At 69.2% G+C, this 20,028-nt stretch carries 18 protein-coding genes; 6 read left to right on the top strand and 12 right to left on the bottom strand.

The genetic code is table 11. The features are described from left to right. Positions 1–47 precede the first annotated feature (47 nt). Both HUA74_RS08890 and HUA74_RS46615 read right to left on the bottom strand, forming a co-directional pair. The gene (locus tag HUA74_RS08890; protein WP_174454161.1) at positions 48–677 is read right to left on the bottom strand and encodes an MXAN_6652 family MXYO-CTERM-anchored protein; all 630 of its coding nucleotides are present in this window, start codon (positions 675–677) and stop codon (positions 48–50) included. Between the two features lie 201 nt (positions 678–878). Beyond that, a complete protein-coding gene (locus HUA74_RS46615; RefSeq protein WP_174454160.1) occupies positions 879–1,559 on the bottom strand; it encodes a DUF4336 domain-containing protein in 681 nt (226 codons plus the stop codon). A gap of 187 nt (positions 1,560–1,746) precedes the next feature. On the opposite strand from HUA74_RS46615, the gene proS reads away from it, so the two are divergent. After that, the gene (gene proS, locus HUA74_RS08880; protein ID WP_141649056.1) at positions 1,747–3,180 is read left to right on the top strand and encodes a proline--tRNA ligase; all 1,434 of its coding nucleotides are present in this window, start codon (positions 1,747–1,749) and stop codon (positions 3,178–3,180) included. A 71-nt stretch (positions 3,181–3,251) separates the two neighbouring features. Here the strand turns inward: proS and HUA74_RS08875 are convergent, their stop codons facing one another. Next, entirely contained in the window at positions 3,252–4,112 is an 861-nt protein-coding gene (locus HUA74_RS08875; RefSeq protein WP_174454159.1) for a caspase family protein, read from the bottom strand. A gap of 97 nt (positions 4,113–4,209) precedes the next feature. After that, entirely contained in the window at positions 4,210–5,454 is a 1,245-nt protein-coding gene (locus HUA74_RS08870; protein ID WP_141649058.1) for an adenylate/guanylate cyclase domain-containing protein, read from the bottom strand. 87 nt (positions 5,455–5,541) lie between these two features. Here HUA74_RS08870 and HUA74_RS08865 point away from each other — a divergent pair, with 87 nt between their 5' ends. The 4 genes from HUA74_RS08865 to HUA74_RS08850 all read left to right on the top strand — a co-directional run bounded on the left by HUA74_RS08865 (position 5,542) and on the right by HUA74_RS08850 (position 9,542). Beyond that, positions 5,542–6,066, top strand: coding sequence for a metal-dependent hydrolase (locus HUA74_RS08865; protein WP_174454158.1), 525 nt, complete (start codon positions 5,542–5,544; stop codon positions 6,064–6,066). Between the two features lie 3 nt (positions 6,067–6,069). After that, a complete protein-coding gene (gene thpR, locus HUA74_RS08860; RefSeq protein ID WP_174454157.1) occupies positions 6,070–6,624 on the top strand; it encodes an RNA 2',3'-cyclic phosphodiesterase in 555 nt (184 codons plus the stop codon). Between the two features lie 148 nt (positions 6,625–6,772). Next, a complete protein-coding gene (locus HUA74_RS08855) occupies positions 6,773–7,402 on the top strand; it encodes a YiiX family permuted papain-like enzyme (RefSeq protein ID WP_174454156.1) in 630 nt (209 codons plus the stop codon). A gap of 73 nt (positions 7,403–7,475) precedes the next feature. Continuing rightward, positions 7,476–9,542 carry a MopE-related protein gene (locus tag HUA74_RS08850; RefSeq protein ID WP_174454155.1) on the top strand — a complete coding sequence of 689 codons (2,067 nt, stop codon included), beginning with the start codon at positions 7,476–7,478 and terminating at the stop codon, positions 9,540–9,542. Positions 9,543–9,554: 12 nt separating this feature from the next. On the opposite strand, the gene HUA74_RS08845 is transcribed toward HUA74_RS08850, so the two are convergent. From HUA74_RS08845 to HUA74_RS08810, 8 genes are all read right to left on the bottom strand, one after another. Further along, entirely contained in the window at positions 9,555–10,322 is a 768-nt protein-coding gene (locus HUA74_RS08845) for a methyltransferase domain-containing protein (protein ID WP_174454154.1), read from the bottom strand. A 59-nt stretch (positions 10,323–10,381) separates the two neighbouring features. Beyond that, complete coding sequence (locus HUA74_RS08840) at positions 10,382–12,613, bottom strand: sialidase family protein (protein WP_174454153.1); 2,232 nt, start codon at positions 12,611–12,613, stop codon at positions 10,382–10,384. 159 nt (positions 12,614–12,772) lie between these two features. Beyond that, entirely contained in the window at positions 12,773–13,561 is a 789-nt protein-coding gene (locus HUA74_RS08835; RefSeq protein WP_174454152.1) for a hypothetical protein, read from the bottom strand. A 190-nt stretch (positions 13,562–13,751) separates the two neighbouring features. After that, the gene (locus HUA74_RS08830) at positions 13,752–14,456 is read right to left on the bottom strand and encodes an ABC transporter ATP-binding protein (RefSeq protein WP_368773767.1); all 705 of its coding nucleotides are present in this window, start codon (positions 14,454–14,456) and stop codon (positions 13,752–13,754) included. Between the two features lie 47 nt (positions 14,457–14,503). Continuing rightward, positions 14,504–15,400: an ABC transporter ATP-binding protein gene (locus tag HUA74_RS08825; protein WP_141642011.1), complete on the bottom strand. Its 897-nt coding sequence runs from the start codon at positions 15,398–15,400 to the stop codon at positions 14,504–14,506. After that, a complete protein-coding gene (locus HUA74_RS08820) occupies positions 15,397–16,461 on the bottom strand; it encodes a branched-chain amino acid ABC transporter permease (protein WP_174454151.1) in 1,065 nt (354 codons plus the stop codon). Before HUA74_RS08820 ends, HUA74_RS08825 begins: the two co-directional genes overlap by 4 nt. A gap of 2 nt (positions 16,462–16,463) precedes the next feature. Further along, the gene (locus HUA74_RS08815) at positions 16,464–17,384 is read right to left on the bottom strand and encodes a branched-chain amino acid ABC transporter permease (protein ID WP_141642010.1); all 921 of its coding nucleotides are present in this window, start codon (positions 17,382–17,384) and stop codon (positions 16,464–16,466) included. Further along, a complete protein-coding gene (locus HUA74_RS08810) occupies positions 17,385–18,596 on the bottom strand; it encodes an ABC transporter substrate-binding protein (protein WP_174454150.1) in 1,212 nt (403 codons plus the stop codon). Between the two features lie 428 nt (positions 18,597–19,024). On the opposite strand from HUA74_RS08810, the gene HUA74_RS08805 reads away from it, so the two are divergent. After that, positions 19,025–19,942 carry a YsnF/AvaK domain-containing protein gene (locus HUA74_RS08805; protein WP_174454149.1) on the top strand — a complete coding sequence of 306 codons (918 nt, stop codon included), beginning with the start codon at positions 19,025–19,027 and terminating at the stop codon, positions 19,940–19,942. The last annotated feature ends 86 nt before the right edge of the window (positions 19,943–20,028 follow it).

The following is a 20,028-nucleotide window of genomic DNA, read 5'->3' as shown; positions in this document are numbered from 1 at the left end:
ACTGTCTCCCCGCCCCCCAGGTGCCTGATTGAGGAGCAGCCAGCCGCTTACGCGTCGCGGCGGCGCAGACGCGCGCCGAGCAGCAGCAGGGCTGCGCCCAGGAGGGGCACGCCACCGGCCGCGGCGCAGCCACCGCCGTCGTCCTCACCACCGCCGCCGCCGTCTCCGCCGTCGCCGACCTTCACCTTGAGCGTGGCGGTGTTGGACGCGTCACCGGTGTCCTCGTTGTTGCCGTTGGTCGAGTTGCCCGCGCCGAACAGGGTGAGCGTGGCGCCGGTGGACGGGGCGACGAGGGTGAAGTCGAAGCGCACCGTGCCGCTGGCGAAGGCCTTGGGCTGGGTGTGGGTGAGCTCGCCGGAGACCTTCTTGGAGCCGGTGCCGGCGGTGAGGGTGGCGGAGCCATCCGTGGCCACGTTGAAGCCGCCGCGAACGCCGGGGCCGCCGGTGATGACGAGGGCGTAGGTGCCCGTCTGGCCGGGCTCGAGGGACGCGGGTCCCTCGAGGGTCACGGTGGGCCTGGTACCCGTGGTCGAGTGGCACATCGAGCTCGCGCACGTCAGCGAGCTGTCCTTGCCGCTGTGGCCCGTCTGGCCGGTGGCGTAGGCGAGGGCGGAGCCGGAGACGAGGCACGCCGTCAGCGCGCCAGCCACTCCGAGAGACGGAAGAAACGACCGCATGAAGCCTCCAGGTGGAAAACCATGAAAAATGGAGAGCACGTCATAGCGCGACGCGCCAACGCTTCCCAGCATCCGTCAGGGTGTGACGCTCGCGTTGCATCCACGCGAGAGGACTCCAGATAGCCGGTATCAAAAAGGGTCGGCGGCGACCCGCGCCAAGGCCCTCGCGTCGCCCGTGTATCGCAAACACCGTGTGAGCCCTCAGCCCGCGAGCCGGTGGAACGCCTCGCGCAGTGCCTCGCGCGCGCCCGTCTCCTGCACGTCTCCGTGGCACACCACCACCTGCTTCACGTCCCACGCGAGCACCCGCTCCAGCGACGCCTTCACCGCCACCCGGTCCTTCACCACCGCCTTGGTGATGAACGTGGGCGCAAGCCGCTGCCACGCGCCACAGAGCTTCAGATACGTGCGCGTGAGCCACGAGCCCGTCTGGTGAAAGTTGAACGCCAGGTCCGTGAGCAGCACCGTGCCAGTGGGCCGGTGGAAGAACACGAACTCGTCCAGCTTCGGCATTCCCTTCACCTGCACCTGGTCGATGACCCCCGCCCAACCCGCGTCCGCCGCGTCCCCCAACTCCAGGTCGATGCGCAAATCCTTCCGCTTCGCCCTCAGGCTCGCCGGCGCCACCACGCGCGCCTCCGGATAGGCCGCCGCCCATTCCCCCACCCGCAGGTGGTGCATCAGGTTGGGCGCGACCAGGAAGCGCACCGGGCCCAGCGCGTCCACCGTCGCGCGCGCCTCGGGCGTGCAGGCGACCGGCGAGTGCACCCACAGCCCCCCGCCCGGCAGGCGGATGACCGTCATCCGTCCCCCCAGGTCGAACGCCCCCATCCGGAAGGGAACCGCCAGGGAATGAACCTCTCCAGCCACGGCGCGCAGCATGTCTTCCTCCTGGGACGACCACGGGACAGCCGGGGCATCCTCGCCGCCCTCCGAAAGCCCTCGCAACGTGAACGACCCACCCTGGGACGAGCCGAGGGACGTCCTGGGACGACTGGAGCGTTGATTTCCGGGTGGCCAAAGCGTAGGCAACCGTCCTCTTTCAACGACTTGAAAAGGTGCTCAGCACATGGCCGATAAGCTCACGCCCCGAGAGAAGGGCTTTTCCGAGTGGTACGTCGACCTGGTCCAGAAGGCGAAGCTCGCCGACTACTCGGACGTGAAGGGCTGCATGGTCATCCGTCCCAACGGCTACGCGCTGTGGGAGAACATGCAGCGCGTCCTGGACAAGATGTTCAAGGACCTGGGCCACAAGAACGCCTACTTCCCGCTGCTCATCCCCGAGAGCTACCTCAAGAAGGAAGCCGAGCACGTCGAGGGCTTCAACCCCCAGCTCGCCGTCGTCACCCACGCGGGCGGCGCCAAGCTCGAGGAGCCCTACGTCATCCGACCCACGTCGGAGACCATCATCAACCGCAGCTTCGCCAAGTGGGTGCAGAGCTATCGGGATTTGCCCCTGCTCATCAACCAGTGGGCGAACGTGATGCGCTGGGAGATGCGCACGCGCCTGTTCCTGCGCACCACCGAGTTCCTCTGGCAGGAAGGCCACACCTGTCACGAGACGGAAGAGGACGCGGAGAAGGAGACGCTCCAGATGCTGGAGGTCTACCGGACGTTCTCCGAGGACTACATGGCCATGCCCGTGATGACGGGCCGCAAGTCGGAGTCGGAGCGGTTCGCCGGCGCCCTGCGCACCTACAGCATCGAAGCCATGATGCAGGACAAGAAGGCGCTGCAGGCCGGCACCAGCCACAACCTGGGCCAGAACTTCGCCAAGGCCTTCGACACCAAGTTCCAGGGTCGCGACGGCCGCGAGCACTTCGTCTGGCAGACGTCCTGGGGCGTGTCCACGCGCCTCATCGGCGGGCTCATCATGACCCACTCGGATGACTCGGGGCTCATCGTCCCGCCGAAGCTGGCGGCCACGCACGTGGTCATCATCCCCATCTTCGGCAAGGCGACCGACACGGAGAAGGCCCAGGTCCTGGAGAAGAGCCACGCGCTCGCCGCCGACCTGCGCAAGTCCGGCCTGGGCGTGGTGGTGGACGACGACGACAGCAAGGGCCCCGGCTTCAAGTACTTCGAGCACGAGCTGGTGGGCACCTGCGTGCGCATCGAGATTGGCCCCAAGGACCTGGCCAAGGGCACCTGCGTCATGGTGCGCCGTGACTTGAAGGTGAAGGAGTTCATCCCGCTGGGCGAGGCCGCCGCCAAGGCCCAGTCCATGCTGGACCAGATGCAGAAGGACCTCTTCCAGAAGGCGAAGACGTTCCGCGACGAGCACACCTTCGAGGTCAACTCCTACGAGGAGATGAAGGAGAAGGCGGACGCGGGCTTCCTGCTCGCGCACTGGAACCTGGACCCCAAGGTGGAGGCGCGCATCAAGGAAGAGACGGGCCTGACCACGCGCAACCGTCCCTTCGCGCTCAAGCAGGAGCCGGGCAAGTGCGTCGTCACCGGCGAGGACTCGCCGGGCCGCATCGTGTTCTCCAAGGCGTACTGAGCCCCACCGCGAACGCGGCGTCATGACAGAGGGCCGTGGAGGGACTCCATCAGTCCCCCCTCGGCCCTTTGTCACACCTCGAAGGGCGTCTCCCGCTCGAACTCGCGGCTGGGGACGCCGACGATGGAGTAGTTGGGCGACTGGAGCGGTGGCATGCGCCGGACGATGCGGCGGTGGAACGTGCGGTGGCCGCCCCGGAACTTCCCGCTGTTGTAGACGCGCAGCAGGTTCGCGGTGAACAGGCCGTTGAAGGCTCCGTCGCTGGAGAGCTGGTTGTCCTGGCACCCGGAGATGAGCAGCACCGTCGCCTTCGTCTTCGCGATGGGGTCATCCTTCGGGAGCCCCGCCATGACGTCGTCGTAGAAGGCCTTGTTGTCCCGGTACGTGCGCAGGGCAATCGCCGTGGGCATGTCCTTGAAGCGCCGCTCTCCCGGCGTCGGGTCATGCAGCGTGTCCGCCAGCATCTCCAGGCTGCCGCTGCTCCTCAGCGCCGAGTACGCCACCCGGCTCACCGTGCCGCTGTGGCAGCTGTCGGAGAACATCAGCACGCGCACGCCCTGCTTCAGCTTGGACAGCGCGAGGTGGATTTCGTCGTCGATGAGCTCTCCGTCGTAGAGCACCCACGTCTCGTCCTGCGCGTCCGACTCGTCGCTGTTGCGGTCCGGGAGCTGCCCGCCGTGTCCGGAGTACGTCAGCAGGAACAGGTCTCCGGGTTGGAGCACGCGGGACGCCTCGTCCAGCTCCTTCAGGATGCGGCCCCGCGTCGCATCCCGGGTGAGCACCTTGCGCACGGTGGAGAACTTCCGCTCCGTGGCGATGGCCACCATGTCCTCGGCGTCCGCCTCGCAGGCGACGAGCGCTCCGTCCCAGCCCGCGTAGTGCGCCGGGTCCACCAGATTCAACCCGATGTTCAACGAATATCCCTGAGCCATGGTCACACTCCTCCTGTCACCGGAGGGAGCGCGAGGCTTCCAGGTGTGAGCCCACCGGCCCCAGGGCGCCGAGCCTCCCCGCCCGGCCCCCGTCCGCTCAGCCCACCTCGCGCAGCGCCTGCTTGCCCGGGACGAAGGTGGCCACGGGCTCGGCCTTGCCCGCGACGGGCAGGGGCGCCGCGGGCTCGAAGCGCAGCGACGCATCGTCCTGGCAGAAGCGGCGCGTGGCCTCCGACACCAACATGGCCACGCCCACCTTCTTCGTGAGCCCTTCGATGCGGCTGGCCAGATTCACGGCGTCGCCAATCACCGTGTACTCGCGCCGCTGCGCGCTGCCCACGTCCCCCACCACCACGCGCCCCGTGTGGATGCCGATGCCGATTCGCAGCGGCTCCTCACCGCGCGCCACGCGCTCCGCGTTGAGCGTCTCCAGCGCCTCCAGCATGGCCAGCCCACACGCCACCGCGGCCTTCGGGTGCCCCGGCAAATCCAGCGGCGCGCCGAAGTACGCGAGGATGCCGTCACCGATGAACTTGTCGAGCGTCCCTCCATGGCGGAACACCACATCCACCATGCGCGACAGGTACTCGTTGAGCAGCGCGACGACTTGAGGGCTGTCCATGCGCTCGGACATGGAGGTGAAGCCTCGGATGTCGGAGAACAGCAGCGTCACCTCGCGGTGCTCGCCGCCTCCCGCCTCGGTGCCGTGCTGGGCAATCTGTCGGGCGACCTCGGGGGAGAAGTAGCGGCCCAGCCGCTCCAGCCGCACCTCCTCCTGCGCCACCTGCGTCACCAGCCCCAGTACCTGCCGGCTGATGAAGGCCGCCGCGAGCGCGCCCAGCGCCAGCACCAGCACCATGCCCGGCAGGAACGCCTGCCACTCCACCTGGGCCTGGAACACCAGCATCTTCTCCAGGCCGATGGCCACCACCGTGGCCAGCACGACGATGACGCGCGACAGCGTCACCAGCGACACGAGCACCACCAGCACGATGTACACGCCCAGCGTCAAGAGCGCGGTGGGCACCGCGTTGTCGTTGTTCGCCGTGCCGATGGCCAGTGACTGGAGGGCGAAGACAGCGGGCATGTCCAGGAAGACGAGCCCGAGCGCCGGGCGCCGCCCCAGGCGGGGAAAGCGGCGCGCGCCGGCCCACAGCACCACCGCCAGCGCCAGGTACGCGGCGAGCACCCCGAGCGGCGTGCGCCACTCGAACTGCCACGTCATCACCAGCCAGCTCGCCGTGCCCGCCGCGCGGACCCGGTTGAGCCACTCGCCCACCTGCGCGCGCCACCCTTCCAGGCGTCGCGCGAGCGTATCCTCGACATGGGAAAGCACCCGCATGAGGTCGCACGCTACCACCACCCTCCAGGGAGCCACCCGCGTGCGAGCCAAGAGGCCCAGGTGCGGTATCTTCCGCCCCAGGAAATCATGGCGAGCATCGGTCACGTGGCGGTGGGCATGGCCCTGGGGCGGTATGAGGCGAACGGTGGGTCGACCCGTCGCCTGGTTGCCTCCATGGCACTCTTCTCGATGCTGGCCCTGCTGCCGGACGCGGACGTGGTGGCCTTCGTCTTCCGCATTCCCTATGCGGCGCCATGGGGACACCGGGGCGCGTCGCACTCGTTCGTCTTCGCTGCGGCGGTGGCGCTCGCGGTGGCGGGGGTGGCGAAGTGGGCGGGGGCGCCCGCGGGCCGCTGGGGTGGGCTGGCGTTCCTCGCGGTGGCGAGCCACGGGCTCCTGGACTCGCTGACGGATGGCGGGCTGGGCGCGGCGTTGCTGTGGCCCTTCTCGAATGCGCGGCTGTTCGCGCCCGTGCGTCCACTGCCGGTGTCGCCCATTGGCGCGGGCATGCTGTCGCCGCGCGGGCTGTATGTCGTCGGCGCGGAGCTGCTCGCCTTCATCCCCTTCTGGGCCTACACGCTCTGGCCGCGCGGGTCCGCGAGAAAGAGCTGAGCCATGCGACTGTTCACCGCCGTCACGCTGGGGAACAGCATCGAGGCCCGGGTCGCCGCCGAGCTGAAGCGGCTGCGCCAGTTCGCGAACCATGCCCGCTTCGTGCGAGTCGAAGGCATCCACCTCACGCTCGTGTTCTTGGGGGAAGTGGAGTCCTCGCGACTGCCCGCCATCCGTGAGGCGCTGGCCTCGGTCGGCCCCCGGCACGCGCCCTTCACGCTATCGGTGGGCGGAGGCGGCACCTTCGGGACAGCCACGCATCCGCGCGTGCTCTGGGCGGACGTGCATGGAGAGACCGACGCGCTCAAGGCCCTGCAGGCCGACACGGCGGAGCAGTTGCAGCCGCTCGGCTTCGAGTCGGAGTACCGCGACTACGCGCCGCACCTGACGCTGGCCCGGAGCCACACGTCGTCCGGAGACCCGGCGCTGCTCGAGTGCGTGAAGGCCCTGTCCGGCACGGACCTGGGCCAGGGCCGCGTGGACCGGCTCATCCTCTTCGAGAGCCGTGGCCCGGAGTATCACCGCGTGGCCGAAGTGCCGCTGACGCGCACCGCCTGACAGCTGCACGCGCGCTCCCTTCTCCAGGGAACACCGTCGGCGCCAGGGACGTCACATGCCTCTCGGATGGGGGCGTGGGAATGAGCCCTGGCATCGGGGCTGCATCGTGAGACAGCGGGCGTGGCAAACGCCGGAAAGGACAGGGTCCATGCGTTGGCTCGTGTTGTGGGGAGTGTGGTTGTGGGGACTCAGCGCGGTCGCGGCGCCTCGGGAGGAGCTGGCGGCGAAGCTCCAGACCGGGGACGTCGTGCTGCACACCTCGCGCTCGCGGCAGTCCCAGGCCATCCGGGCGGCCACGCACAGCGCGCTGTCCCACGTAGGGCTGGTGGAGGTGACGGCACAGGGCGTGTTCGTGGTGGAGGCGGTGCAGCCGGTGCAGCGCGTCCCGTTCTCGAAGTGGAAGGCGCGCGGCGTGAAGGGCCACATCCTCGTGCTGCGCCCCCAGGGACTCGACGCCGAGCAGCGGCAGCGCGCACTGACGGCGGCGAAGTCCCACCTGGGCAAGCCCTATGACTGGCGCTTCGGCTGGGGCGACGAGGCGATGTATTGCTCGGAGCTGGTACGCAAGGCCTACGCCCAGGGCGCGGGCGTGGAATACGGAGCAATGGAAGCCCTGGGCTCGCTCGACGTGGCCGGCCTGAAACAGCAGATGCGCGAGCGCTACGGCGCCCAGGTTCCGCTGGAGCAGGAACTGATAACACCCGCGAGCCTTGCTCGTGATGCGCGGTTGTCGGTGGTTCACTCGGATTTCCCGAGTGAGCGCCAGCCCGGGTCATGAATATCCAGGGGTGTATTCAACCCTGACTCGGAGAAGGTGAGCCGAGCCGGGAAGCGCGGATACACTTCGTTTCATGCGACGCCTCCTGCTCGTCCTCCCCCTCCTCCTCCTCGCTGGCTGCAAGAAGGACGTCACCCAGGGCGCGGTCAAGGTCACGGTGAAGTACGGCCCCTTCCTCCCGGGATGCCTCCGGGTGGAGGCGTTCGACGTGGCCAGCGGGCAGACACGCGGCAAGGACATCGTGGGCACGGACGTGAAGGGAACTCGCGCCGACGGCGGCAGCATGATGGTGGCGCTGATACCTCCTCTCGACTGGGGAGCGTCCGTGGGAGTGCGCGCCACGGCCTTCGAGCAATCCTGCGAAGGCAAGGCCGTGGTCTCCGACTCGCAGCGCGTGACGGTGGAGCTCGACACCGTGCATGCCGTCACGCTGTCCCTGCAGGCCACGGACGCGGACCAGGATGGCTACGTCGGAGAGAGCAGCAACGGCACCGACTGTCGGGACGACGTGCTCGCCATCAATCCAGGCGCCGAGGAGCTCTGCGACGACGTGGACGACAACTGTGACGGCGTCGGCGACACGGTCCACTTCCAGCTGGGAGAGGCCTGCTCGACGTCGGCGGACTGCTCCGGTGTCTTCCGCTGCGGCACGACGGACCGCGCCCGGTTCTGCGACACCCCGCCCAGCAGGAATGTGTATCTGGACGGGGACCAGGACGGCCACGGCAAGAAGGACTCGACGCCCCTCATCGTCTGCGGCGCCACGCCCGACGGCTACACCACCGGCGCTCCGGACGATTGCGACGACACGAACCGCGACATCCGCCCAGGGCTCACCGACCTCTGCGATGACGTGGACACCAACTGCGACGGAGTGAAGGACGAGGGCTTCCCCACGCTCACGCAGCAGTGCACGGATTCGTTCCAGTGCCAGGGAACGAATCAGTGCAACAGCGTCCAGACGGCCCTGGAGTGTGTGACATCCTCGGTGGCCACCCTGTGGTACCCGGACGAGGACGGCGACACCTTTGGTGGCAACACCGGCATCGTGCAGTCCTGCGTGAAGCCCGCGGGCGCCTATGTCACCAACAGCTCGGACTGCAACGACGGCGACTCGCGGACCCATCCCGGCGCCACCGAGCTGTGTGATGACCTGGACAACGACTGCGACGGCCAGAAGGAACTCCAGAGCGTCTGCCCGGGCGGAAACGCTCCCGCATGGACCAGCAGGAACGTGGGCTCGGGGGGGATGAAGGACTGGTACGCGGCCTCTTCATGGACTCGCGGCGGAGTGTGGGTCGGGGGTGATGACAACCGTCGCGCGCGGCTGCTGCCCACCGGCACGAACTTCACGGTCATCACGGATGACAGCTGCGGCGCCGACGACACCCAATGGCGCGCCATCTGGGCGGACCCCACCACGGGCCGCGCGTGGCTCGGCTCCGAGGGCGGCAAGAAGGCCCACCAGGACACCACCGCCGCGGGCTGCTCCGACATCAGTGACGACAACCGGTGGATTTTTGGAATGACCGGGCTGCGAACCAACAACGTCCTCACGCTCTACGGTGCCAACTCGCCCACGGGCGAGGACAACGAGACCACGGGCACGTCCTTCACCTGGGATGGCGGCGGAACCCTGAGCTACAACGCCGCGAACAACGCGCTCCCCAGCGTCTACAACATCCACGGGAGCGCCCAGAGCCACCTGCTGTTGGTGGGTGGCGCCTCGAACACGCCTCGCGTCTTCCGGTTCAACCCCGCCAACAGCCGCTGGGAGACGGAGAACGCGGAGCAGAACACCTCCGGTGCACGCCCCCTGCGGGCCGTCTGGGTGGTGAACGAGCAGGTCGCTTTCGCCGTGGGCGACGGAGGCACCGTCCTGCGCAAGGTCAACGGCACGCAGTGGGTCAAACAGGGCTTCCCCAACGCCCATGACCTGACCTCGGTCATCGCCTTCGGCGCGGGGTCCGCCTATGCGACGTGCGCGAACGGCCACATCTACCGCTACAACGGACAGACGTGGACGGAGATTCACGCGGCCTCCGGAGGGCGCCTCAACGACATCACCGGCACGGGCCCCGACGACCTCTGGGTGGTGGGCATCGGCGGGCGAATCCTGCGCTGGCCCGCCTGGCCCTGAGGACGCGAGCGCTCAAGTCCCCCGCCGCGCCACCACGAAGCGGCGGGTGAACAGGAACGGAGTGCCCCGCGAGTGAGCGGGGTACGCGTCGCGCAGGCGCGGCCCCAGCTCCTCCAGGAACGCCTGTCGCTCCGCCTCACCCAGCGCCGCCAGCACCGGCCGCAGCGTCGTCCCCAACAACCACTGCAACACCGCGTCCTCGCCCGGCAGCAGGTGCAGGTACGTGGTCTCCCACGCGTCCACCGTCATCCCCCGCCCCGCCAGCAGCGACTCGTACGTCTCCAGCGTCTCCACGGGCCGTCGCCTCACGGGCTCAAGCACCCGGGCGAAGCGCGGCAGCGCCTTCACCTCGTCGACGAGGCGGTGCGAGGGCGCATCGAAGTTGGCCGGCACCTGGAAGGCCAGCACGGCGTTCGGCGAAAGCTTCGCCACCAGTCGCGCCATCAGCGCCGCATGGTCCGGCACCCAGTGCAGCGCCGCGTTCGACACCAGCACGTCCAGCGGCACGGGAGGCGCCCAGCCCGCGAGTTCCCCCACCTCGAAGCGCAGGGAGCCCGGCGCGGGGCGGCGGCGCGCCTCCTCCACCATCTCCACCGAGGAGTCCACGCCGTACACCGTCGCGCCAGGCCAGCGCTCGGCCAGCACGCGCGTCAAATCCCCCGTCCCGCACCCCAGGTCGGCGACGTGCGTCGGGGCGGCCACGTCCACCCGCGACAGCAGCTCGAAGAAGGGCCGCTTCCGCTCATCGCGGAAGCGCGTGTACTGCGACGGGTCCCACATGCCAGCCTCCCGGCGGCGTGCTCGCGCCGCGCACCGGGAGGTCTAATCCACCCGCCCGCTCAGCGCTCGATGCGCAGCACCTGAAAGCCCTTTCCCGCGCTTCCGAAGCCGCTCACGTTCTCCATCCGCACCACCAGCTCCCCGGAGGGCAGCACACCCCACACGTCCGCGCGCGCCAGGTCGGCCCCGCTCACCCGCTCGTGGCGCCGCGCCTCCATCCACGTCTGCCCATCCCCGCTGGTGAACAGTCGCGCGGAGACATCCCCCGGCACCTGCACGTCCCCCGCGCTGGACCAGGCCGTCCCCAGCACCCAGCCGCCTCCGGGCGCGGCGACCAGCGAGTACGCGGGCCCTGGCAGCTCCCGCACCGTGCTCACCCGGCCGTCCACGGACAGCCGCAACAGCTTCGGGTGCTCGGGCTCGAACAACGTGGACTGCCCGAGCAGCAGCGAGCCATCCGCCATCACCACGCCCGCCACCGCGTTCGCTCCGTAGCCCTGGAGCAGGGACTTCCACGTCCGCCCGCCGTCCGTGGAGCGCAGCACCGCCGCCTGCGTCTTGTTGCTGCCCATCAGCGCCCACAGCGCCCCCGTCACCGGGTCCGCGACCAGCGCATAGCCATGCCGGTGCGCGGTGAGCGTGGAGCGCACGGACCAGCTGGCCCCGCCATTCGTGCTCGCCCACACCCGCACCGGCGCGGACGACGAGGTGAAGCTCTGGTACTCGAGGAAGAACCACGTGCCGCCCAGCTCCGCGAAGCTGCGAGGCCCCATCGCCCGGTAGTTCCCCAGGCTCACCTCGCCCGTCCACGTCCGCCCGCCATCCGTGGAGCGCTGCAGGTTGTACACACCGCTGTGGCTGGCCACCGCCACCAGCGTCCCGTTCGTCATCGCCGCCAGCGTCCACAAATTTCCCCCGTCCTGCCCGCGCGCGGAGAAGGTGCGTCCGCCATCCGTGCTCGCCATCAACCGCGAGCGCTCGCCTCCCGCCGCGAGTCCGTAGAGCGTGCCCGCGCCATCCACCGCGAGCAGTTCATGACTCGCACTGGAGCGCACCAGCTCCAACGTGAAGGGCTCCTCGGAGGGCTCCTCCGGCGGCTCCTCATCCAGCACCATCGCCACGCGCGACACGGTGCCTCGCGAGCTCGCGTCCACGGCCTCGCCGTACAGACACGGCACCTCGCTGCTGCCCTCCGGCAGCACGTCCACCGCGTTGGGATACCCCTTGAACGTCGAGTCCCCGTCGAGCGTCACCGCGGCGCTCAGGCTGCCGTCCTCGAGGAGGGCGCGCACACGCAGCTCGCTGTGTTGATTGAGCACGCGCATGCGGTTGTAGAAGATGTACAGGGTGTCGCCGATGCGGGTGGTGGCGGCCTGGAGCGCCCAGTCGGATGTGCCCTCCACCAGCTTGCGCGGCCCGAAGGACGTCCCGTCGAAGCGCCGGTGGTACAGCCGCTCCTGCTCGTCCTTGTAGACCAGGTGCATGCCGCCCCGGCCGTCCGCCACCGCGCTCAGCGCCGCGCCGTGGTAGATGCCGTCGGAGAAGGCCTCGCGCACCGGCCCCCAGGCCTCCACGGGGTCCGCGTCGTTGCGCACCCGCATCCGCGTGGGCACGAAGCCATCATGCATGGCGTAGACGAAGACGAGCTTCGTCCCCACGCTCAACAGGCGCCCGCCGCCTCGGCGGCGAACCTTGTCCAGCACCTGGGGCGCGCCAAAGTCCTGCCCGCCATCGGTGGACACCGCCACCACCGCGGTGGAGCCGCCATCCGACTCCACCCGGAAGGCCTGCACCCAGAGACGCCCCCGTGAGTCGCGCGTCAGGAGCGCCCGCGAGTAGCCCGTGCGGTCATCCGCCGAGTCCAGCACGCGCACCGCGGGCTCCGGTGTCCAGGTGTCCTCCGAGGACTGGTAGCGCCACCACTGGAACCAGACGTCATGGCGTCGGGAGGGCGCCAGCTGCGGACCCTCGTACGAGTAGACGAGCGCCACATCCCGGCCCACCGCCAGGAGCTCCGCCCGGTCCGTGTGCGTGAAGTCCGACTGGATGTCCCCCACGCGCCGCACGGTGCGCAGCGCGTCCTCGGAGCGGTACAGGACCAGCCCCTTGCCCTCGGTGCCACCGTGCTGGATGGCCACCAGGAAGCTGGGGGAACGACTTCCACCTCTGTCGATGCGAACGATGTGGCGCTGAGCCGGGAGCGTCAGGGCATTGCCCCCACTCACCGGAACCAACGCCGAGCCGCCCGCCGCGAGCACCACGGCGAGCAAGGCCCCAGTCAGCCCTGTCATGAATCCCCTCCCCCGAACACCGAGGAGGAAGACTGTGGGCGGTCAGGGGGAGAAGGAAGCCGCCCCGCACCACCAGGGCGCCCCATTCCTTTTCAAGTGAACGGGGCGCCTGTCATCAAGCACACGCTCCCGCGAGCGCGGGCGTGCACCAACGACGAACTACTTCGTGCGACGGCGCTTGGCCGGAGCGGCCGTGCCCGCGTCCTGCGGACCCGCGTCGGGAGCAGTCGCCTCGACCGCGGCACCCTCCGCGGCGACACCCGCGTCACCCGAGCCGGCATCCGCCGCGCCCGCCGCGCCCGCGCGCGGAATGGCCGGAGGCGGGTTGACGAGCTGGAGCGAGCCCAGGAAGTCATCCGCCGCCGGAGCGCCGATGCTCGGGTTGTAGAGAACGAGCATGGTGTAGAGGCGCGGGCCCACCAGGTAGTTGCGCGCGCGCACCTCGCCGTTGGGCGAGGACACCGTGTAGGACTTACCGGGGTAGCCATCGAGCGTCAGCTCCTGCTCGTTGCTGACGGTGCCCTTGAGCTGGTTGGTGAGGCCGTCGCGGCCCTCGTTCAGGAACGCCTCGGGCGGCCGGCTGGCGACGACCTTCTCCGGGTAGTCGGCGATGCTGACCGAGTAGATGACGCCCTCGGGGGTCTGCAGCGAGTAGGCCGCCGTGGACACCTCGCCCGCGGGGATGTTCACCTTCTGGCGCTGGACCTGAGGCTGGCCCGGCATCTTGACGTTGAAGCCCTCCTCGGCGCTCACGGGGTTGAGCTGCGGGCCCGCGGCGGCCGGCTGCGCGCCGCCCGTCTCTCCACCCTCGTTGGGCAGCTCCTCCACCGTGGAGGTCGCTTCACCAGAGTTGTTGGAGCTGCTGTCGGTCTTCTGCGGACCGACGCACGCGAGGGCCATCAGCGCAAGGGTGGCAATCGAGGCAAGGAGGCGGGACAACGAAGGCATGGGCGCGCTTCCTGAAATGAGTTTGGGAGAGTTGAACGCGGTGCGTCGGACGACGCTAGACGAACTGCTCGACTTCTGACTACCCGAGATTCGGAGACCCGCCAGTTTCCAGGTGTCACGAGGACCCCAGAAGCGTCGGCGGCAGGACGAACGTGGTGCGCCGGGAGGCGGAAACTCGGCCTTCCAGAGCCTACTCGCCCAGATAGGCGCGGCGCACCTCCGGGCTCTCCAACAGCGCTTTACCGGGGCCGGCCATCACCACTTCACCCGTCTCCAGCACGTAGCCGTAGTGGGCGGAGTTGAGGGCCAGGTGCGCGTTCTGCTCGACGAGCAGCACGCTGACGCCCGCCTTGTTCACGTCGCGCAGGGTGCGGAAGATGGTCTCCGTCACCTGCGGCGCAAGGCCCAGCGAGGGCTCGTCGAGCAGCAGCAGTTGGGGCCGGCTGAGCAGCGCGCGAGCGATGGCGAGCATCTGCTGCTCTCCGCCCGACAGCGTCCCGGCCATCTGGTTGCGCCGCTCCTTGAGCACGGGGAAGAGCGTGAAGTTCTTCTCCATGTCCGCGCGGATGTCCGCGGTGTCCCGGCGCAGGTAGGCCCCCAACTCCAGGTTCTCCAGCACGGTGAGGTTGGGGAAGATGCCGCGCCCTTCCGGTGCGTGGGCCATGCCCCGGGGCACCAGCTGGTGCGCCTTGAGGGACGTGGTGTCCTGCCCGCTGAAGCGGATGCTCCCCGCGCTCGCCTTGAGCATGCCGCTCACCGCGCGAAGGGTGCTCGTCTTGCCCGCGCCGTTGGCGCCGATGAGGGCGACGACTTCACCCTTGCCCACCGTCAGCGACACGCCCCTGAGGGCCTGGATGGCGCCGTAGTGGACCTTGATGCCCTCCACCGCCAGCAGCGGGGGGAATGCCTGGCGCTCACCCAGCGTCTTCACCTGCGCCTCGCTCACGCCGCTCCTCCGTGGCTCTCCAGGTAGCTGTCACCCAGATACGCCTCGATGACCTTCCGGTCGCTTCGCACCTCGGCCGGAGCGCCGCGCGCAATCGTCTCGCCGTGGTCCAGCACGGTGATCTGCTCGCAGATGCCCATCACCAGCTTCATGTCGTGCTCAATCACCAGCACGCCCAGCTTGAAGTCGTCGCGCAGCTTGCGGATGAGGACCATCAGGTCCGCCTTCTCGCGCGTGTTCATGCCCGCGGCGGGCTCGTCCAGGAGCAGCACGCGGGGCTGGCTGCCCAGCGCGCGCGCGATTTCCAGCCGGCGCTGCTCGCCGTAGGGAAGGTTGCGCGCCTCCTCGTCGCGGCGGTGCGACAGGCCCATGACCTCCAGGAGGTGCTCGGCCTGCGCCGTCAGCCGGCGCTCCTCGCGCTGGAAGGACGGGGTGAGCAGGAGCGCCTTCCACCAGTCCGCGTAGTTGTGGGCCGCGTTCGCCAGCTTCGCGCCCACGCCCATCCGGGACTGGTGCAGCGCCGTCTGCGCGCGGCAGGCCACCTTCACGTTGTCCAGCGCGGTGAGCGCGCGGAACAGACGGATGTTCTGGAAGGTGCGCGCCACGCCCAGCAGGTTGATTTGATGCGGCTTGCGCCCGTTCACCTTCGTGCCGCTGACGAACACCTCGCCCTGGGAGGGCTGGTACACGCCGGTCAGCACGTTGAACGCGGTGGACTTGCCCGCGCCGTTGGGGCCGATGAGGCCCTGCAGGTCGCCCTGCTGGATGGAGAGGCGGAAGTCCGTCAGCGCCTTGAGGCCACCGAACTGGATGCTCACCCCGTCCGTGCGCAGGAGCGCGGCGGACTTCGTGGCCGGAGCGACAGGGGCCACCGGCTGCGCGTTCGCGCTCATGCCAGCCCCCTGCGCTTGCGAGGCAGCCACCGGGGCAGCACGTCCCAGATTTCCTTCGTACCGAACAGGCCCTGGGGACGCGACAGCATCAACACGACGAGCAGCAGGCCGTAGATGGGCATGCGAATCTGGTCCACCCGCTGCGCCAGGCTGCCCTCGGTGCCCAGCGCGCCGAACAGCGAGCGCATGCCTTCGGGTAGCAGCGTGAGGAAGATGGCCGCGACGAACGCGCCGGTGGTGGAGCCCAGGCCGCCCAGCACCACCATGACGACGATTTCCATCGAGCGCACGAAGGTGAAGGAGCCGGGGTTGATGATGGGCACGAAGTGGGCGAACAGCCCGCCGGCGATGCCCGCGAAGAACGACGAGAAGACGAAGGCGCGGACCTTGTAGCCGGTGGTGTCCACGCCCATGGCCTCGGCGGCCACCTCGTCCTCGCGGATGGCCCACAGGCTGCGGCCATGGCTGGAGCCGGCGAGCCGGCGCGCGGCCAGCACCACGAGGAACACCCAGAAGAACACCATGCCCGGGCTGGAGTACTGGGGGATGCCCGACAGGCCCAGCGCGCGGCCGAACGCGTCCGTGTTCTGGACGAAGACGCGGATGATTTCGCCGAAGCCCAGCGTGACGATGGCCAGGTAGTCGCCCCTCAGGCGCAGCGAGGGCAGCCCCACCAGGAAGCCGCACGCCGCGGCGGCGGCGCCCCCCGCGAGCAGCGCCAGCATGAAGAGCACCTGGTCGCTGGCGGCCACGGGGAGGAAGGACAGCGCCACCTCCTTGAGCTGCAGGGAGGTGTAGCCCGCGATGTACGCGCCCACGGCCATGAAGCCCGCGTGGCCGATGGAGAACTGGCCCGTCATCCCGTTCACGATGTTGAGGCTCACCGCGAGGATGATGTTCACCCCGACGACGGACAGCAGATACGTCGCGAAGTCGGAGCCGGTCAGCGACCAGTGGAACAGCGCGAGCGTGGGAATCGCGATGACCAGCGGAAGGATGCCGCGCAGCGCGGGGGGGACGAGCGACGGTGCCTCGGGGATGGAAAGCGCGGGGGTCTCCATCGTCACACCTTCTCCGCGGCGACCCGGCCGAACAGGCCACCCGGCTTCACCAGCAGCACCAGGATGAGGAAGCCGAAGGCCACCGCGTCCCGCCAGGTGCTGGCCGCGTAGCCCACCACGAACTCCTCCACCAGTCCGAGCACCAGCGCGCCCACCACCGCGCCCGGCACATGGCCGATGCCGCCAATCACCGCGGCGACGAAGGCCTTGAGGCCCACGTACAGGCCCATGAGCGGGCTCACCGACGTGTCCTTGATGGCGTAGAGCAGCCCCGCGCCCGCGGCCAGGCCGCTGCTGAGCATGAACGTCAGGGCAATCACGCGGTCGGTGGGGATGCCCATCAGCGCCGCCACCCGGTGGTCCCAGGAGACCGCGCGCATCGCCCGGCCGAAGCGCGTGCCGAAGACGAGGTACTGCAGGGCCACCATCAACCCCACCGCGATGAGGAAGCTGATGACCTGCCAGTTCCAGACGACGACGTCCCGGTCCCCGATGATGAGCCACTCCTTGGGCTCGATGATTTCGGGGAACGCGCGGGGGCTGGCGCCCGGCAGGAAGCCGATGTCCAGTTGGAAGCCGTAGGAGAGCGCGAAGGAGATGCCGATGGCGGTGATGAGCGCCGTCAGCCGGGGCTTCTCGCGCAGGGGCCGGTAGGCGAAGCGTTCAATGAGGAAGCCGAACAGCGCGCACCCGAGCATGGCCACCGCGAACACGGCGGCGATGCCGAGGAACGAGCCGCGCGCCTCGCGTCCAATCGCGAAGGCGGTGGCGTAGCCCATGTAGACGCCGACCATCATGACGTCGCCGTGGGCGAAATTGATGAGCTTGAGGACGCCGTAGACCATCGTGTAGCCGAGCGCGACGAGCGCGTAGATGGTTCCGGCGGCCAGACCGTTGATGAGGTGCTGGAGGAGCTGCGCCATTTAGGGAGAGATGGTCGTCACATACTGCGTCTTGCCGTCCCCGACCTTGAGGACGACGGCGGACTTCACGGCATTGCGCTTGTCATCCAGGGTGACGGTGCCCGCCACGCCCGGGAAGTCCTTGGTCTGCGCGATGGCATCCCGCACCGCCGGACCGCTCAGGTCCTTGGCGCGCTTGAGGGCCTCCACCGCCACGCGGGCCGCGTCGTATCCCAGCGCCGCCAGCGCGTCCGGCACACCGCCGTACGCGGCCTTGTAGTCGGCGATGAACTTCTGCACGCGGGGGTCCGGGTTGTCCGGCGAGTAGTGGTTGGAGAAGTAGCTGCCAGAGATGGCGCTGCCGCCCAGCTCGAAGAGCTTCTCGGAATCCCATCCGTCGCCGCCCATCAGGGGGACCTTGAGGCCCACCTCGCGGGCCTGGCGCGCGATGACACCGACCTCGCTGTAGTAGCCCGGGACGTAGATGCCGTCCGGCTGCGTCTTCTTGATGGCGGTCAGCTGCGCGCGGTAGTCGGTGTCGCCCTGGCTGTAGCTCTCCGTCGTCGCGACCTTGCCGCCCATCTCCGTGAACTTGCGCGTGAAGACGTCCGACAGGTCGATGGAGTAGGCGCTCTTGTTGTCCTGGAGCACCGCCACCTTGCCCAGCTTCAGGTCCTCGCGGGCGAACTTCGCCATGACGAAGCCCTGGAACGGGTCGATGAAGCACACGCGGAAGATGAAGTCGCCCTTCTGCGTCACGGTGGTGTTGGTGGACGAGGGCGTAATCATGGGCACGCCCGCCGCCTGCGCCTTCTCCGCCATGGCCAGCGAGTTGGACGAGGCCACGTCGCCAAGGATGAGCACCACCTTGTCCTGCGTAATCAGGCGGGTGGCGGCCTGCGCGGCCTCCTCCGGCTTGCTCTGATTGTCGTAGACGCGAATCGCCAGCTTCTTGCCATTCACGCCGCCCGCGGCGTTGGCCTCCTTGAGCGCCAGCTCGATGCCGTTGCGCGTGGAGATACCGAAGGTCGCCTGACCGCCGGTGAGCGCGCCCACCTGGCCCAGCAGGATGGTGTCGGAGCCAGCGGCGGGTGTGCCGCTCACCGTGCTCCCGGACTGACCCTGCGCGGCCTGCGTGCCAGCCTCACCGGAGGGAGTGGGCTGCGTCTTCTTCTCACAAGCGCCCGCCATGACGGCGAGCGCGGCGAGCAGCATCGGGGCAAGGCGTCGCATGCGGAGCAATCCTCCTCAACAGGGGGTGCTGCGATTCAAAGCCCCGGTTTTCTAGGGGAGCCCTCTCCATGGGTCAAGCGCGCTGCCAGACAGGCCCTCCCCCCACGTACCCTCCGTGCGGCGCGTCACGTGGGGTTCCGGGCCCGGGCGCCGGAGGGGACCGAGGCGTTTCGCGCGCCCATCCCACCCCCAAATGCCGCGGTCCTCGGGGGGAAAGGGCCCGTGAACCTGGAGGACGACGCCCCTGGAGGAAGAAGCGATGCACGCCGGGAGAGGGCAGGCAACCCCCGTCGGGGGCAACCACGGGACCGAGCCCCTCGCGCTCGTGTTGCCACGGCACTGTTCATCCCCGGACCTGTTCCCACCTTCCGGTTGATGGAGTGGTGGACCGCGCCCTCCATCCAGCCAGCCAGCAGGAGGAGCCAGCCATGTTCCAGCGCAAAGACGTCAGGGAAGGAATGGCCGTCCGCAGCATCGACGGCGAGAAGCTCGGCAAGGTCTTCGCCATCGGCGACGACGCATTCCACATCGAAAGGGGCCTGTTCTTCCCGAAGGACTACCGGGTCGCCTTCACGGAGGTCAGCGAGATTCGCGACGGAGAGGTGATTCTCAACCGGGGCAAGGAAGCGCTCCAACAGGTCTCCGACGCCGAGCGCGCCAAGGCCACCGCGGGCACGGGCGTAGCGGCCGGAGCCGTGGGCCTGGCCTCCGAGCGCACGACGACCACGACGGAGACGCGGGTACGCGACACGGACCTGGGCGCATCCCGGGGCTCCGTCACGTCGCTGCCTGGCGCGAACCTGGGCACGGACGCCAACTACGCGGCCAACATGCGGGCGGACACCGACCTCCGCAGGGGCGACACCCGCCTGGAGACCGACAGGCGCCTGGAGACCGACAAGCGCCTGGGCTCCGAGAGGCGTGACACCGACGACATCTCCATCCCCGTCCACCGGGAGAAGCTGACCGTGGAGAAGCGCGACACGCAGGCGGGCGAGCTGCGCGTGCACAAGGACGTGGTGGAGGAGGAGGAAGTGGTGAAGGTCCCCCTGCGCCACGAGCGGGTCCGCGTGGAGCGCCGGGCAGCGACGTCGGACAAGCCCGTGGTGGGCGCGACGTTCAAGGAGGAGACCATCGTCGTCCCGCTGCACGCCGAAGAGGTGGACATCACCAAGCGCTCGGTCCTGGACGAGGAGGTCGTCATCCACAAGGACGTCGTCGAGGAGGAGCGCCGCATCACCGAGAGGGTGCGCCACGAGAACGTGGACATCCGCACCGAGGGCGAGGTCGACGCCCCGCGCACGCTCAACGCCACGCCCGACGACCCGTCGCTGCGCCGCTCCTGAAGTGACGCCCGGGCACCTTCCGCCTGGGCGCTCGTTCGGCCTGGAATGGGGCGGGAGCCCCACTCCGCCTGGAGTGGGGCCGGCCC

Origin of the sequence: Myxococcus sp. CA051A (assembly GCF_013336705.1) — a bacterium.
In the GTDB taxonomy this organism is placed as follows: domain Bacteria; phylum Myxococcota; class Myxococcia; order Myxococcales; family Myxococcaceae; genus Myxococcus; species Myxococcus llanfairpwllgwyngyllgogerychwyrndrobwllllantysiliogogogochensis.
The sequence above is the reverse complement of the archived record's forward strand: the minus strand, read 5'-3'. Positions and strand labels throughout refer to the sequence as shown.